At 54.8% G+C, this 16603-nt stretch carries 15 protein-coding genes; all 15 read left to right on the top strand.

Annotated features, from left to right (window positions below; all coding sequences use genetic code 11):
- The first annotated feature begins 235 nt into the window (after positions 1-235).
- The 15 genes from AC2TZ7_RS06155 to AC2TZ7_RS06085 all read left to right on the top strand — a co-directional run bounded on the left by AC2TZ7_RS06155 (position 236) and on the right by AC2TZ7_RS06085 (position 16509).
- Entirely contained in the window at positions 236-604 is a 369-nt protein-coding gene (locus tag AC2TZ7_RS06155) for a MarR family EPS-associated transcriptional regulator (protein WP_489866249.1), read from the top strand.
- Between the two features lie 22 nt (positions 605-626).
- A complete protein-coding gene (locus AC2TZ7_RS06150) occupies positions 627-1055 on the top strand; it encodes a YdcF family protein (protein WP_489866248.1) in 429 nt (142 codons plus the stop codon).
- A gap of 28 nt (positions 1056-1083) precedes the next feature.
- A complete protein-coding gene (locus tag AC2TZ7_RS06145; protein WP_489866247.1) occupies positions 1084-2097 on the top strand; it encodes an NAD-dependent epimerase/dehydratase family protein in 1014 nt (337 codons plus the stop codon).
- Positions 2098-2100: 3 nt separating this feature from the next.
- Positions 2101-3249: an NAD-dependent epimerase/dehydratase family protein gene (locus tag AC2TZ7_RS06140; RefSeq protein WP_489866246.1), complete on the top strand. Its 1149-nt coding sequence runs from the start codon at positions 2101-2103 to the stop codon at positions 3247-3249.
- Complete coding sequence (locus AC2TZ7_RS06135) at positions 3249-4283, top strand: SDR family NAD(P)-dependent oxidoreductase (RefSeq protein WP_489866245.1); 1035 nt, start codon at positions 3249-3251, stop codon at positions 4281-4283. Before AC2TZ7_RS06140 ends, AC2TZ7_RS06135 begins: the two co-directional genes overlap by 1 nt.
- A complete protein-coding gene (locus AC2TZ7_RS06130; protein ID WP_489866244.1) occupies positions 4284-5186 on the top strand; it encodes a sulfotransferase family protein in 903 nt (300 codons plus the stop codon).
- The gene (locus AC2TZ7_RS06125; RefSeq protein WP_489866243.1) at positions 5173-6489 is read left to right on the top strand and encodes a flippase; all 1317 of its coding nucleotides are present in this window, start codon (positions 5173-5175) and stop codon (positions 6487-6489) included. The genes AC2TZ7_RS06130 and AC2TZ7_RS06125 overlap by 14 nt, the downstream gene beginning before the upstream one ends.
- A complete protein-coding gene (locus tag AC2TZ7_RS06120; RefSeq protein ID WP_489866242.1) occupies positions 6486-7133 on the top strand; it encodes a CatB-related O-acetyltransferase in 648 nt (215 codons plus the stop codon). Before AC2TZ7_RS06125 ends, AC2TZ7_RS06120 begins: the two co-directional genes overlap by 4 nt.
- A gap of 5 nt (positions 7134-7138) precedes the next feature.
- The gene (locus AC2TZ7_RS06115) at positions 7139-8236 is read left to right on the top strand and encodes a glycosyltransferase family 4 protein (protein WP_489866241.1); all 1098 of its coding nucleotides are present in this window, start codon (positions 7139-7141) and stop codon (positions 8234-8236) included.
- Positions 8229-9641: a hypothetical protein gene (locus AC2TZ7_RS06110; protein ID WP_489866240.1), complete on the top strand. Its 1413-nt coding sequence runs from the start codon at positions 8229-8231 to the stop codon at positions 9639-9641. The genes AC2TZ7_RS06115 and AC2TZ7_RS06110 overlap by 8 nt, the downstream gene beginning before the upstream one ends.
- A gap of 2 nt (positions 9642-9643) precedes the next feature.
- Entirely contained in the window at positions 9644-10804 is a 1161-nt protein-coding gene (locus tag AC2TZ7_RS06105) for a glycosyltransferase family 4 protein (RefSeq protein ID WP_489866789.1), read from the top strand.
- Between the two features lie 10 nt (positions 10805-10814).
- Positions 10815-12578, top strand: a complete 1764-nt coding sequence (locus tag AC2TZ7_RS06100) for a carbamoyltransferase family protein (protein ID WP_489866239.1) — start codon at positions 10815-10817, stop codon at positions 12576-12578.
- A 372-nt stretch (positions 12579-12950) separates the two neighbouring features.
- Positions 12951-14069 carry a GDP-mannose 4,6-dehydratase gene (gene gmd, locus AC2TZ7_RS06095; RefSeq protein WP_489866238.1) on the top strand — a complete coding sequence of 373 codons (1119 nt, stop codon included), beginning with the start codon at positions 12951-12953 and terminating at the stop codon, positions 14067-14069.
- A gap of 9 nt (positions 14070-14078) precedes the next feature.
- Positions 14079-15050: a GDP-L-fucose synthase gene (gene fcl / locus AC2TZ7_RS06090; RefSeq protein WP_489866237.1), complete on the top strand. Its 972-nt coding sequence runs from the start codon at positions 14079-14081 to the stop codon at positions 15048-15050.
- Positions 15051-15060: 10 nt separating this feature from the next.
- A complete protein-coding gene (locus AC2TZ7_RS06085) occupies positions 15061-16509 on the top strand; it encodes a mannose-1-phosphate guanylyltransferase/mannose-6-phosphate isomerase (RefSeq protein WP_489866236.1) in 1449 nt (482 codons plus the stop codon).
- Positions 16510-16603 lie beyond the last annotated feature (94 nt).

The raw sequence follows: 16603 nt of genomic DNA, 5'->3' as shown, positions 1-16603 counted from the left end.
TGCCATACTTCACCGGCCGATCTCCGCTGCCTCCAAGCAGCTTGCGATCACACGCCCGTGACCTCCCTTGCCGGATGACTGGATTTGCATAAACACCCTTTTAGCGGGTGCAGCACTCTGCTACCGCTCAACTTTGAACGATGTCGGATTTTCGACCCCAGACTGTGAACACCCCTCCCCTCAGGCTGACCCGAGTCAGCGCTGATGCGGTAGCCTGCCAGAATGCGAGCTTCTGATGGCAGGCCAGCGCAGCAAGGTCCAGGAAGATATCCGCTTTCGCATCTTGCGCCTTCTTGAGGAAAACCCGGAGATGTCGCAGCGCGAGCTGGCAGACGCGGTCGGCGTGAGCACCGGAAGCGCGAACTATGTGCTCAAAGCTCTCGTGGAAAAAGGCTTCGTGAAGCTCGGGAATTTCAAAGCAGCCGAAGATAAGCGCCGGTATGCCTACCTGCTGACGCCGAAGGGCGTGGCGGAGAAGGCGGCGATTACGCAGCGGTTCTTGGCGCGGAAGATGGCGGAGTTTGAGGCGTTGAAGGCGGAGATTGAGGCGCTTCGTAAGGAAACCACTGCCCCACACAACTCGTCAGAAAAAAAGACGCATTAACTTTGCCTGAAGATCGCAAAAAATGATCGGAAATCTCGAATTTGTTTTTGTGCATAGCTACAGCAGCAAGGCCGAGAATTGGACACAGGTTATGCTGGGTGACGACTGTAAAAGCGGCCGATTGACACGCGCCATTGCCTTGGCGGAGGAATTGAAACTACCGCTTTATGCAAATGACGCGCGGGACAAGAAAAGCGGCGAATTATTCGCAGCACATGGAATTACCAATCTTGGAACCGCAAGAAACACATCAGACGAAGTGAAACTGGCACTGGAGCATAGTGATCACCAGGCCGTTCTCTTCGTCAGCTCGCCGGACCACTTGCCGAGGGTCGTCCGCGACGCCCTCGCCCACGGGGGCCAATCTTGTGTCTTCGCGGCTTCCGACGTGCCCTTCTCTAAGACCGGCGTCGAGGCGGTAGAGGTGAGCGAACCGGCGCACCTGAAATAAAACTGATTTGGAAACGGAGAACGCTGACATGCGGTGGTTGATTACAGGAGGTTGCGGTTTCATCGGGCGCGCACTGATTACGGAACTGTTGGCCAGCTCCAACGACCAAATCAGAGTCTATGACAACCTATCGGTCGGTAGCAGAGACGACCTCGCCTCAGCGACAGATTTCGTAGACCTGGCCGAAGGTGCCGACCTATCAGAGTGGGACCAAGATCGCGTTGCCTTGATCGAAGCTGACATACTCGACGCGGAGCGCGCTCGCGCCGCCAGCATCGGCGCCGACGTCATTGTCCATCTTGCAGCCAATACCGGCGTCGCGCCATCGGTCGCGAACCCGCACGAAGACTGTCGCACAAACGTAATCGGCACACTAAACATGCTTGAGGCGGCACGCCACGCAGGAACCAGCCGCTTCGTCTTCGCGTCTTCGGGCGCACCGCTCGGGGTCCAGACGCCGCCACTTCATGAAGAAATGGCGCCACACCCTGCCTCTCCTTACGGCGCCTCGAAGTTGGCAGGCGAGGGATATTGTTCCGCTTATTATCATTGCTTCGGCGTAGAAACCGTCGCGCTTCGCTTCGGGAATGTCTACGGCGAAGGCTCCGGCCATAAGAGTTCGGTCGTGGCAAAGTTCATCAAGCAGGCTTTGGCGGGTGAAAAGCTTGAAATCTATGGCGATGGAGCACAGACACGCGACTTCATCCACATCTCCGACCTGATCGATGCCATTCGCCGTGCAGCCACCAGCAAGGGCTCCGGCGGCGAATGCTTCCAGATTGCCACGGCCAAGGAAACCACTGTTCAAGAAATGACGCGAGTGCTCCTGGATGCGCTCGAGGCCGAAGGCGTGCCTCGCCCCATCACTTTTCTCGGGCCGCGTCGCGATGGGGATGTCATGCGGAATTTCTCCGACACGTCCAAAGCAAAGACCAAGCTTGGCTGGCAAGCCCAATTACCGCTCGAAGAAGGACTGCGGCGCACAGTGCGTCATTTCCTAGAAGCCGAAAAACACCAACAAAATGCTAATACTGGAGTTTAAATCATGAAAGTTTTGATCCTCGGTGGAGACGGATATCTCGGTTGGCCGACCGCAATGGATTTCGCGGCAGTTGGCCATGAAGTAACCGTCGCCGATAATTATCTTCGCAGACGCATTGCCGAGAAGACCGATAGTGAAGCGCTTATCCCCACCCCTAGTTTGAGTGGTCGCGCGCGGCACTTCGAACAACTGACCGGGAAACATATCGAAGTTCGCATCGGGGATTTGTCCGACCCCGAAGTGATGTTCGACATCGTGCGTGAAGCGCAGCCTGACACGATCATTCATTACGCGGAACAGCCCTCTGCCCCATATTCGATGCGCGGTTTCTCAGAGGCGCGCGAAACCTTCAAGAACAACCTTGATGTCACCTTCAACTGCATCTGGGCAGTTAAGGACCTCGTGCCGGAATGTCATATCGTCAAACTTGGAACGATGGGCGAATACGGCACCCCTGATATCGACATCGAGGAGGGCTGGATCGAAATCGAGCACAAGGGTCGCAAGGATAAATTCCTCTTCCCCCGTGCTGCCGGCTCGCTCTATCACACAACGAAAGTGTTGGATACCGATCTGCTTTGGTTCTACGTGCGGACTTATGGCCTACGTGTCACGGACCTTATGCAAGGGCCTGTTTACGGCATCTCGACTCCTGAAGCGGATCTCGACCCTTCCCTCGTGCCCAATTTTAACTACGACGACATCTTCGGAACTGTCGTCAATCGCTTCCTTGTCCAAGCAGTTGCGGGAATTCCGCTTACTGTTTACGGAGGTGGCGGTCAGACGCGAGGCTACCTCAACCTACGCGACACGCTACAATGCGTGCGGCTTGCAGCGGAGCAACCCGCCGCGAAAGGCGAACTGCGCATCTTTAATCAACTGACCGAGACCTTCACGGTCAACGAACTCGCTGAACGCGTCAAGAAAACGGGCGATGCAATGGGCCTCAATGTCGAGATCAAGTCCATTCCAAATCCGCGCAAGGAAAAAGAAGAGCACCACTACAATCCCACCTATTCAGGCCTCATCGAATTGGGACTGCAGCCCAATTACATGACCGACGAAGTGCTAGCGCAGATGATTGAACGCATTATCGCCAACAAAGACTCGATCGTAGCCGATCGGATCATGCCGCGCGTGAGGTGGAACTGATGTCGAACAAATTCGACGGCAAGACCGTCCTCGTGACCGGCTCCTGCGGCACCGTTGGCGCAGAGCTGGTGCGCCAACTTGTCGAAGGGCCTGCAGCACACGTCATCTGCATCGACAACAACGAGACTGAACTGTTTTTCCAGCTAGAGCATTTTAGAGGCACTGGCAAAGTTTCGGCCCACCTCGCGGATATTCGTGATGCTGATGCTCTGAAGCTAAGGATGCGCGGGGTGGACGTGGTGCTACACGCCGCGGCACTCAAGCATGTCGGCCTATGCGAAGACAGCCCGAACCAAGCGATTCACACCAACATTCAGGGCACTCAAAATGTCATCGACGCCGCACTAGCAAACGGCGTCGAACGGGTGATCTTTACTTCCTCGGACAAAGCGGTGAACCCGACCAATGTCATGGGAACCTCCAAGCTGATGGGGGAACGTTTGATGACAGCGGCAGCCGAAACCTACGGCAAGCCGATCGGACGCTCGGAAAATGGCCCGGGAACGATTTTCGCCTCGACGCGGTTTGGCAATGTACTCGGTTCACGCGGCTCCGTCGTGCCACTCTTCAAACGTCAAATTGAAGCGGGCGGTCCGATCACCCTCACCGACAGACAGATGACGCGCTTCATCATGACGCTTGAAGAAGCGACTTCGCTCGTCCTCGACTCGGTATGGTTAGCGACCGGAGGGGAGGTCATGGTGACCAAAATGCCTGTCGCTCGGATCGAAGATATCGCTGAGCTCATGCGCGCGCGTCTAGGAGCAGATCGCGACATCGAGATTGTCGAGATTGGTGCCAAGCCGGGCGAGAAGATGTATGAAGAGTTGATGAATGACGAAGAGGTACGACGCACATTCGAATACGAGAATTTCTTTGTCGTGACCTCAGCCTTCGCCGACATGAACGCACCGCAATACGCTCATCTCGTCGATTGTCCTCGTTCCGACCGCCCATATCACTCCTCGCTCGAGCCTGCGATGCAACGAAAGGAGCTAGAAGCGTACTTCGAAAACCGAGGACTACTAGATTGAATGCCTAAGACAGAACCCAACTTCTTCATCATCGGCGCACCGAAGTGCGGCACGACCACGCTGCATGAGTGGCTATCGACACACCCAGATATCTACATGCCGAAATTGAAAGAGTTACGATTCTTTTCGGACTCCAACCTATATAATGAAATTGGATTTGACGGCTATTTGACGAAATTCTTTACTGGAGCAAAAGGAGAAAAAGTTGTTGGCGAAGCGACGCCGGCCTACTTACATAACGCTAATGTCGTAATACCACGCATGAAAGCGATGCTTGCGCATCCCGAAAAGCTACGTTTCGTTGTATTGTTTCGAAATCCCGCCGATCGGGCTTTTTCTCACTACCTACATGCTCGGCGTTTAGAAGCCGAAAGCGCCGACTTCTCCGAAAGCGTTTTCGACGCTTCGACGGGAACGTTGGATTACGACTGCCTTTATGTACGTGAGTCTTTTTATTCCTCGTCTGTAGAAACTTGGCTGCAACATTTTGGTCGCCACCAGTTCTTCTTTGCTCGATTGGAAGACTTGAATAACGGAGCCATACGCACAGACATTTCTAGTTTTTTGGAAATTTCTCCTAATGGCCTGAGTCTAGAAGTCAAAGCATCGAATGTTCAGGCAAGAATGCGCAGTAAGTTTGTCGCACAATTCATGGCCAAAGACTCTATTCTGAAAAGGCTAGCCAAAAACCTTCTTCCATCAGTCGCGCGTAACCGCCTGCGGCATGAAATTACAAATCTCAATACACAGACCTCGGAGAAGAAGAAGTCACTCGATTTCAAAACGCGCGCAGAAATACTTTCTGGCTTCTCCGAAGACATCATGCGGCTAGAGGACATTACAGACCTAGACCTCAGTGAATGGCTGCCGGCGCGACGCGAGCAATCGAATGTCACTTCATAGAATATTTCGGCATACGTCCGAAAACAGCCTGCTTCGGCTGCTTAGCGGAACCGGTGCGATCAAGCTCCTCAATACAGGGTTAGGCTTCATCGTCTCGATGTTACTTGCCAGAATGCTCGGCGCATCTCAATTTGGTCTTTATTCCTTTGCTATCGTGGTTGCGTCGATCTGCGGCGTGGTAACACAACTGGGTTTCCCACGGCTCGTCCTACGCGAAACTGCCTATATGCAGTCCGACGGAAACTGGGGAGGAATGCGCAACCTTTGGCGTTGGGCAACGGTGATCACGCTAATCATGAGCGCGATGATGTTCGCCGGCATCTTTGTAGTAACCCGAGTTTGGCATGGCGACCCTTCGAGCGATCAGCTGCCTCTTCTTCTGGCCGGGTTTATTATTCCTCTCGCTTCGCTCACCGCAGTATACGGCGCTGCTATTCGGGGACTCCATCGTGTCGTTTTGGGCCTATTTCCTGATCTCGCATTTCGACAAATGATCTTGATTTCTTTGCTACTCGCCTGTGTATCGCTTGGGATATCGGTCGATGCAAAACTATCGGTCATCTTATATATTATATCTTCAGCGTCAGCTCTTATACTCGTTTGGCTCATACTTTCCCGTTATGCACCGAGCCCGAAGACAAGTAATACCCAAAATACTTTCGATTATTCTTGGCTATCAGCCGGAGCAATCTTCGCCATCACGGGTGGAATACTTCAAATAAACAACTATGCCGACATTTTTTTGATCGGTATGCTTCGAGGTGACGAGAGCGTCGGACATTATCGTATCGCCCAGCAGCTCTCATTTCTGCCGATCATAGGGCTTCAGATCGTTGGCACCTCATTCTCGCCCCGCTTTGCCGCACTCTGGCGTGAGCGCGCGACGAAGGAGCTCGAGCAGTTCTTCCGACTTAGCGTGAAGCTTTCGGTTGCCGGCGCCGCACTGCCGCTCGTCTTCCTCATGGCGATGGGCGATCATATAATCTTAATCATTTTCGGAGCCGGGTTCGACGCAAGCTACTCTGCGATGGTCATTCTACTTGTCGGCCAGAGCATATTTGCATCGACCGGTCCAGCAAGTGTGCTCTTAAACATGATCGGGAAGCAACGCATTAACGCGACGCTTAGTGCAGCAGCTGCTCTCGCAAACGTAGCACTGAATCTACTCCTCATTCCCCGGTTCGGCATTGTCGGCGCCGGGCTGGCGACGGCGCTAACCCAAGCAGTTCTTGGCCTAGTGACCTTAAGATTGGTATCCCAAAGTATTGCCCATCAGCTCCCACCCACGTCGGACCGAAAATGAACTTTGCTCCTCCTCCAATCCCAATCGGAGGCCTCCGAAGGAGGCTAATTTCTGCAAGCCTCAAAGTCAGGGACGTTCATATTAACTACAGTAGATTATCAGTTGGAACAAAGCTCAACGCTCCTCTGATATTAGGCTATCATAATAATATTAACGGCCCTGCCTTGATCAAAGGGAGTGAGCTCGTTTCTATTGAGAATTTCAATGCCATTGGTGCGGACGTGCGCATCATCAGCTCAAACCACCCTGAAGGCGCGACTTGCAACCAATTGGCTCTTCTGAAAAGTTTAGGCCTAACGCGACCAACTTCGGAAGGTACAGGAGTTCGGATCGGCTCCGACGTCTGGATCGGAGATTTAGCAGTTATTCTTCCGGGCGTCACGATTGGTAACGGGGCAATAGTTGGAGCCGGTAGCGTGGTCACAAAAGATATCGCTCCGTTTACGGTCGCGGCAGGCGTACCGGCAAAATCGATCAAAATGCGTTTTCACGAAGAAATCGTAACCCTGCTAACCGAGATTAAATGGTGGCAGTTCGATCTCGCTTCGCTGGAAGGAATAAAATATATTTTCAGATATGAGAATGAAGCGGAGTTGATGAAAAACCTGCAGCGCGCGCGTGACAGCCTGCGCGAAAATGTCTAGTAGCGATGGTTAAGCTTCTCGTTATCGCGAATTCGCCCAGCCCAAACACGACTGACCTTTACGAGGCCCTGAACCGCTGCGACGATATTGAGGTCCGGGTGGTCTACACCAGCGGGCAAAATGCAAAATGGGCCGATCCTGTCTGTATCGCTGGTTACGACGCTGAGTTTTTACCGGTTGCGAATTCGCGACTGTGGCGTTTACGAGCGCTCTTGTCCCGGATCCGAGCACAAGGGAACGGGCTCGTATTAGTCCAAGGATACATGCCTCCGCTTCACTTGCTTTGTATTCTCTATCTCAACATTGTCCTCGCGCGACCCTGGGTCTTCTGGGGCGAAAGGATGCGCATATGGCCGAACGAAACGAGACTTCGCAAATGGGCCAAGCGACTAGTGATACGTGAAATCGCACGTGCTAACAGGGTGTTGACGATTGGGGCGGCGGGTGCCGACATCTATGCACAGTTGGGTATTCCGCGCGCACGGCTGGCTTCAGTTCCCTACGCGCGTGATCTGTCGACATTCCTGCAGGTGCAGCCGCATGACGATGAAGCTTCTGTGTCAATCGTCTGCACTGCTCGGCTGGTCGCCTCAAAAGGCATCGATCGGCTGATCGATGCCTTTAGTCGGCTCGCCGGGGAGCATCCCTCATCCGTATTGCATCTGATCGGCGATGGCCCCGAACGTTCCAATTTAGAGGCTGCAGTACCCGTTTATCTGCGTAGCCGCGTGATTTTTCACGGTTATCTTGGTCCCGTAGGCCAAGCTGAGATCTATGCTTTGGCGCACCTTTTCGTTCTGCCGTCCTATCACGACGGTTGGGGAATGGTTGTGCTGGAGGCGATGGCTGCTGGCCTCCCAGTGGTTACGACCGACGGTGTGATGAGTGGGGTGGAATTAACGGCAGGCGGCAATACGGGGATATTGGTACCTCCACGCGACACTAAAGCATTGATGGAGGCAATGCGAGAGCTTTGGGGAAATTCGGAACGGTGCCGCCATATGGGCGCAGCAGCTCGTGAAACCGCTCGTCACTACGATAGCGCCCTAATTGCACGCAAGCTTCGCCGTCACGTAATTAGCGCGATGACTAAGAATGACTAATATATTTCAACGCGCACGCACTGGTACGCTCACTCTAGTGCTTTTCTTGGGGTTCGCAGTAATGCCACAGTTGGCACAAGATTCCCCTGCATTGCCGCGAATGAACATTTTGTTGATCGTGACCGCGCTCTTTACTTTCTATGCCATCTTAACGGCCAGATACGCCGCTGTTTTTGCTAACTCTGTAATCTACTTCCTAACTCTTTTCCCATTTCTTATCCAGTTGACCGTTGGCTTCTCATTCTCGTATTCTCCATCGACAGCTCTAACCGAAAAAACGATGTGGCTTTTCCTATTATTCGTCGTGTGCTTCAATCTATCTTTCCATTTTCTCAGCTTCAGTACCAACTCAGGAAACAGACTAGCCAAACCTCCTCGCGACCGTCCGCGTGTCGGCAACTTTGTTCTAATAGTTATTGCGATAGTTTCTCTCGCCATTTTCTTAGGTGTTTTTGGTCCGGATGAAATTTTTCTCGCGCGGAACCGTTACCGGGTCGATGGTGTAGAAAGATTGTCAAGCTACGCGAACTTCATCAAAGGCGCATTGAAGATTTTACCGTTCTGGGCTTCCTACTTCTACATCGTTGATCGCAAACACTTTGGTTCGCTGCGTATCACGCCAGCGCTATTATTTTGCCTTGGTGTTGGCCTTCTGATGTCAAACCCGTATAACACACAGAGATACGTGTCTCTTTTCGGCCCAACCATTATATTCTTCGCCTATGTTGAACGTGGCAACCTACGTTACATCTGGCATCGCGCGCATCTCTTAGTAATGGTCGCAATAATAATGCTGCCATTCTCGACAAGTATGCGAAGCGGCAATCTCAGCTTCAATATACAGCAGGTAGCTCAAAGCTTTTTTTCCCTAGAGTTCTCTTCTATGTCACTTTTTAACGATATATTCTCAACAGAATTCACCTCGCAATCTCCTCCAGTGCGGGTTCTATCGGCAGTTTTCATACTCGTCCCACGCTCGATTTGGACATCCAAAAATCAAGGAACAGGTCCGGAAATTGCAGCACACGCCGGCTATGTCTTTGACAACGTAGGGGTGCTTTCCATCGCCGATGCATATCTTGACTTCGGCTTCTTAGGCGTAATCCTAATATCCATCATGGCGGGTTGGGCAATGCGGCGGGCCGACACGATCATCTCAAGCCCAAAAAAAATGCCATCAGGTATAATACACGGGTCACTAGTTAGCTATATCGCGCTTTTCCCAATCTTTATCCGCGGTGATCTTAGCACTTTCTTTATCGGGTTATATTCATCCGTTGCGGCTTACCTTTTACTCTCTACAACCTTCAGATCATTGCCTGTCCGAACACCCGCGAAAGGTGCGGCATCACCCCGCTCTTCTGACACTGCAAACAAATCAGTCAAAAGGGAACTGCAAGATTGATCGTGGCCAACGTCATTGAAGAAGGCAAGCTCGGTGGACCGCAAATCAGAATGGTTCGGGTCGCCGCTGCTCTGGAGGGAGCCGAGACACTGATTATCATGCCGAAAGCGAACTCTGAACCGTTCCGTGCCCTCTGCGAATCCGCAGGCGTGCCCTACCGCACACTACCGATGACTAGGATAACTAAGGAATGGCGCATCGCTTTAGGTTACCTATTGTTCTCGCCCGTCGAGGTGTTACAGCTCACCTTGTTGCTTAAGCGCGAGCGTGTCGATCTCGTTCATGCCTCAGGCGGAAGCTGGCAATATAAGGCAATACTGGCGGCGTGGCTGGCCGGGGTTCCCTCAGTCTGGCATCTCAACGACACCCAAATGCCAGGCTGGGTGCGCAAGCTATTCAGCCTCTTCGCACCTCTAGCCTCTGGCTTCATATTCGCATCTTATCGTTCCCGAGACTACTACGGCGCTGCTCTTGAGAATAGGTTACAGGCAGTCGTGCCTTCAACTGTCGATACTGACAGCTTCAGCATCGAGCATACATGCAGATCAGAGAATGACGTTGTTCTTCCTTCAGTTGACGGACCGGTGATCGGGACGGTGGCCAACGTCACACCAGTCAAAGGGCTCGAAACACTCATCCGCGCAGCTGCAATAGTTCGGCGGGAGACGCCTACCCTGAAAGTAATAATTGTTGGAGCCATCCACCAGAACCGCAAGGCGTATCTATCGAGACTGATGGAAATGGCCCAAGAACTGGGGGTTGCAGACTGTATTGAATGGGCAGGCGCTCTTAGTGATGTTCGCCCATATCTCGCACGTTTCGACGTCTACGTCTGCAGTTCTCAAGCAGAGTCCTCTCCAGTGTCAGTGTGGGAAGCTATGGCGATGAGCCGTCCGGTGGTGTCTACCGATGTTGGGGATGTCGCACGCAAGATTAGAAATGGACAGAGCGGGTTCATTGTGCCGGTGGGAGACGACAAGTCGATGGCAAGATCTATTGCACAATTGCTCCGCGACGAGACGCTACGAAAGCAGTTCGGAAAACAAGCTAGAATTGCAGTTGACGAGTTTTCACCTGAGAGGATCGCCGCCAAGACGCTCGGCACCTATCAAAAAGTGCTTGGGACGAGTGGTGAAACAAAGAAATCAGAATCGCTAAATTGAAGGACCCCAAATGACTGTCATACTCGGCCTAAATGCGTTTCACCCCGACTCTTCCGCTTGTCTTCTGATCGACGGAAAGCTGACGGGCGCCGTCGCTGAGGAGCGGTTGGGGACGCGCAACAAGCACACCATGGCCTTTCCGGAAAACGCCATACGCTGGCTTTTGAAAAGCTCGGGCGTCCGTCTGCGCGATGTCACCCATGTCGCCATGGCGCGCCAGCCCAACGCAAACCTAGGCGCCAAAGGCAAGTATTTACTGTTCAACCCTAGCATTGGGGTTGATGCAGTCTCTCGATTTACGTCGCGTCACAAGAAAACTCTTAGTACGCTCGAAAACCTCGCCCAAGTCTGTGACGAAGATCCGGCCAAGGTCAAGTTTGAAGTCTGCAATGTCGAGCACCACCTCGCACACATCGCCAGCGCCTACTACCTCTCACCTTTCGACCAGCTCACGGCTGGTTTCTCTTACGACGGGTCAGGCGATTTCGTTTCGGCGATGGCTGCACGCTGTGAGGGGACGAAGATTGAGGTCCTTGATCGGATTACCGTGCCTAACAGCCTCGGCCATTTCTATACCGCGCTCTGTCAATTCATCGGTTTCGACCTATTCGGAGAAGAATATAAGGTCATGGGCCTCGCTCCCTACGGAGAGGATCGATATGCTGATGTGATGGCTGATATCGTTAACCTGCCTGAAAACCGTTGGTTTCGCCTAAACCAGAAGTACTTCACCATCAGTCGTGGCCTGAGCGAGGCTCAACTGGCCGACGACGGGCAGATGCGACTGGGGCGCATCTATTCCGACCGACTGCAGGATAGGCTTGGCGCACCGCGCGGGCGCACCGAAGAGATCACGCAGCGCGAGAAGGACATTGCGCGCTCGACCCAGGTGCGGTTCGAGCAAGCTGCAGTGGCTTCGTTGCAGAAGCTATCAAAGAATGTAGGGATAGAACGCCTAGCAATGGCAGGTGGCTGCGCCCTCAACGGCGTCATGAATGCGCGGATTTATCGCGATCTCCCGGTCGAACAGATGTATCTGCAATCTGCGTCATCCGACGACGGCACCGCATTGGGAGCAGCTTATTATTGCTGGCATATGGCGCTGGGCCAAACCGAACGTTTCGAGATGAAGCACTCCTTTTGGGGGCCGGAATACCCCGACTGGCGCATGCAGGAAGCAGCGCATGCCTCGGGCTATCCGGTCAAAGAATGTCGTGACTTAGAAGAAGCGATCGCGCTGGCTGCCGACTATATTTCTGATGGCGCGGTATTGGGGTGGTATCAAGGCCGAAGCGAGTGGGGACCACGCGCTCTGGGCAATCGCTCAATTCTTGCCAATCCGGCGATTAAAAACATGAAAGATACGATTAACCGAAAAATCAAAAAGCGCGAATCCTTCCGACCCTTTGCTCCTTCGGTACTGCGCGAGGAAGTTGGTCGCTTCTTCGAACAAGACATTGAGAGTCCCTTCATGATGCATGTAGTGAAGTTCCGTCCGGAATGGCGAGAAGTCTTTCCAGCTGTCACTCACGTCGACGGAACCGGCCGACTGCAATCAGTGGACGAAGAAAATAATCCAATCTATTTCAAGTTGATAAGCGCACTTAAGGCACGCACCGGCTACGGCATTGTGCTCAACACAAGCTTCAACGAGAACGAACCGGTTGTCGATACCCCCGAGCAGGCTATCGCCTGTTTCAACCGCACCGATATGGATGTACTTGTGATTGGCCGCTTCGTGCTAGTTAAGCCAGACTATTGCAGCGTCTCTTGAAGCTCCACTCAAGCACTATTGGCTTGATCGAATGCGACTGAAGTTCAGGGGGAGTAAGAAAGCCGCTTTCTCCGCCCCTTAGACACTGGACCGTCTAAAATGAAATTCCCGGCCGCTCTTTCTCTGCTGGGAAAGAGGCGGGATGTCAGCATCGAGAAAATTGAACCCAAGCCATATCTGACAATGGTCTATATCATCCATATTCGCCCTCCATTTTCCCAAGCTCTTCCTTCTCGAACTGGACTGCTCTAGCAATGGATCGGACTGTTCCGTTTTTCATGTTCGCATGGGATTGCAAAGGAAATCGGCGCGTCGGGCTGTAGCAACGTCAACGATCCAAACTCGTTTTTCCATCGTTTTGAAGGTCCTCCCATGAAAAAAGCTTTGATTTCCGGCATCACCGGCCAAGACGGCTCCTACCTCGCGGAATTTCTGTTGGAGAAAGGCTACGAGGTGCATGGCATCAAACGTCGGGCTTCGCTCTTCAACACGCAGCGGATCGACCATATCTATGAGGATCCGCATAGCAACCACGCTCAGATGAAGCTGCATTACGGCGACCTGTCGGACACTTCGAACCTCACGCGCCTAATGCGCGACATCGAGCCGGACGAAGTCTACAATCTCGGAGCGCAGAGCCATGTCGCGGTTTCGTTTGAGGCGCCAGAATACACGGCCGATGTCGATGCGATCGGCACGCTGCGCCTGCTGGAGGCGATCCGTTTTCTCGGCCTCGAGAAGAAGACGCGGTTCTACCAAGCATCGACCTCCGAACTCTACGGTCTCGTGCAGGAGACGCCACAGAAAGAAACCACGCCTTTCCACCCGCGCTCACCTTACGCGGTCGCCAAACTCTATGCCTACTGGATCGCGGTGAACTATCGCGAAGCCTACGGGATGTATGCCTGCAACGGGATCCTATTCAACCACGAGAGCCCCCGTCGCGGCGAGACTTTCGTCACCCGCAAGATCACCCGTGGTCTTTCGAACATCGCCATGGGGCTCGAGCCGTGTCTCTACATGGGGAACATTGACAGCTTGCGCGACTGGGGCCACGCCAAGGACTACGTCCGGATGCAGTGGATGATGCTGCAGCAGGACACGCCCGAAGACTTCGTGATTGCCACCGGCAAACAGTATTCCGTGCGCGAGTTCATCACCTGGAGTGCGCGGGAATTGGGGATTGAGCTGGAGTTCTCGGGCTCTGGGATCGAAGAGACTGCCACGGTTGCATCGATCACGGGCGACAAGGCGCCCGCTTTGAAGGTCGGCGACGTCGTCATGCGGATCGATCCGCGTTACTTCCGTCCCGCCGAGGTGGACACGCTGCTGGGAGATCCGACCAAGGCCAAGGAAAAGCTCGGCTGGGTGCCCGAGATCACCGCGCAGGAAATGTGTGCCGAGATGGTCGCAGAGGATCACAAGGCGGCGCGGCGCTATGCGCTTCTGAAAGAACACGGGCTGGACCTGCCGGTCTCGCTCGAAGGCTGAGGCAGTCCAATGACCAAGATCTATATCGCAGGCCATCGCGGAATGGTGGGTGGCGCGATCCGGCGCAAGCTGGAGGCGCGCAAAGCCGAAGGTGAGGCGCTCGAGCTGATCACCCGCACGCATTCCGAGCTCGACCTGACCGATCAGGCGGCGGTGCGCGAGTTTATGCAGGTGGAGCGACCTGACGTGGTGATCCTCGCCGCGGCCAAGGTCGGCGGGATCCACGCCAACAACACCTACCCGGCCGAGTTCATCTACGAGAACCTCATGATCGAGGCCAATGTGATCCATCAGGCCTTTGCCGCTGGCGTCACGAAGCTTCTCCAGCTCGGCTCCTCCTGCATCTACCCAAAAACCGCACCGCAACCGATGGCAGAGGATGCACTGCTGACGGGGCCGCTCGAGCCCACGAACGAGCCCTATGCCATCGCAAAGATCGCCGGGATCAAGCTTTGCGAGAGCTACAATCGCCAGCACGGCGTGGACTACCGCTCGGTGATGCCCACGAACCTCTATGGGCCGGGCGACAACTTCCACCCGCAGAACAGCCATGTGCTCCCCGCGCTGATCCGGCGCTTCCACGAAGCGGCGCGCGACGGGCTCGAGGAAGTCACGATCTGGGGCACCGGCACGCCGCGGCGTGAGTTCCTGCATGTGGATGACATGGCCGAGGCCTCGCTCTTCGTGCTCGGCCTTCCCAAGCCGGAGTATGAAGCAAATACCGATCCGATGCTGAGCCATATCAACGTGGGCACGGGGAGCGACATCTCGATCCTGGAACTCGCGCAGATGGTCGCGAAGGTGACCGGCTTCGAGGGCCGGATCACGACCGACCCGTCGAAGCCCGATGGAACGATGCGCAAGCTGATGGATGTCACCCGGCTCAAATCGATGGGCTGGCAGGCACGTATCGACCTCGAAGACGGGATCACTGAGACCTATCGCTGGTTCCTCGCAAACTACGACACCGCCAGAACCTGAGAGAGAATTCATGAGCAAGACGATCCATCCCGTCCTCCTCTGCGGCGGCTCGGGCACGAGGCTCTGGCCGCTCTCGCGCAAGAGCTACCCCAAGCAATTCGTCAACCTGATGGGCGAAGAGAGCCTGTTCCAGGCCTCGGCGAAGCGTCTCACAGGCGACGGCTTCTCCGCGCCCTCGGTAATCACCGGCGCAGATTTCCGCTTCGTGGTGATCGAACAACTGGCCGCGCTCGAAATCGCCCCCGCCGATATCCTGATCGAGCCGTCCGCCCGAAACACCGCCGCGGCGATCTGCGCAGGCGCTCTTGTGCTGGAGGCCCGTGAACCTAGCGCGCTGATGCTGATAGCGCCCTCCGATCACGTCATCCCAGATTCCGCGCGCTTCCGCGCGGCGGTCGAGGCCGCCGCGCCTGCGGCAGAGGCTGGGCAGTTGGTCACCTTCGGTATTCGACCCGACCGGCCCGAAACCGGCTATGGCTGGCTGGAGCTGAGCGAAGCTCCGGACGCGGAATTCTCCGCGACTCCGCAGCCGCTGAAATCCTTCGTCGAAAAGCCTGATCTGACCAAGGCTGAGACGCTGCTTGATGGCGGCATGCATCTCTGGAATGCGGGCATCTTCCTCTTCTCGACCTCGGCGATCCTTGAAGCCTTCGCAAAGCATGCGCCCGAAACGCTCGCGCAGGCCAAGGCCGCCGTCGACGCCGCAGAACCCGATCTTGCCTTTACCCGGCTCGCGCCCGAGCCTTGGGCGCAGCTTGAAGACATCTCGATCGACTACGCGGTGATGGAACGCGCCGACAACCTGACCGTCGTGCCCTACAGTGGAGCGTGGTCGGATCTTGGCGACTGGCAGGCGGTCTGGCGTGAGCAGAACCCGAACGAGCACGGCATTGTCGCGACCGGTCCCGCGACCGCCATCGACTGCCGCGATACACTCCTGCATTCAACGGATAACGCACAGGAACTCGTCGGAATCGGGCTTGAGGATATCATCGCGGTCGCCATGCCCGATGCGGTTCTTGTCGCCCACAAGGATCGCGCGCAGGACGTGAAGAAAGCTGTCGCCGAGCTGAAGGCCAAGGGCGCCGCCCAAGCAGAGACCCTGCCCCGCGACTTCCGCCCCTGGGGATGGTATGAGAGCCTTGTCGTCGGCCAGCGCTTCCAGGTGAAGCGCATCCACGTCCACCCAGGTGCGGCATTGAGCCTGCAAAGCCACCACCACCGCGCTGAGCATTGGATCGTTGTGGAAGGCACCGCTAAGGTGACCATTGATGACGAGGTGAAACTCGTGACCGAGAACCAGTCCGTCTACATCCCGCTCGGTGCCGTCCATCGGATGGAAAACCCGGGGAAAGTTCCGCTGACGCTGATCGAAGTGCAGACCGGCAGCTATCTCGGTGAAGATGACATCATCCGCTACGAAGATGTCTATGCGCGCGGGCAAGGCGCCAAAGGGTAAGAACGCGGCTTCTCTCTGAAGAAAGGCAGCGCCAAACCTCAAAGCCGTCAACGGAAACGAAGAGCCGCGACTATTTTGGTCGCGGCTCTTTTTG

It is taken from the genome of Thioclava sp. ISO4, from assembly GCF_058105145.1.
This window is presented reverse-complemented; position numbering and strand designations above follow the sequence as displayed.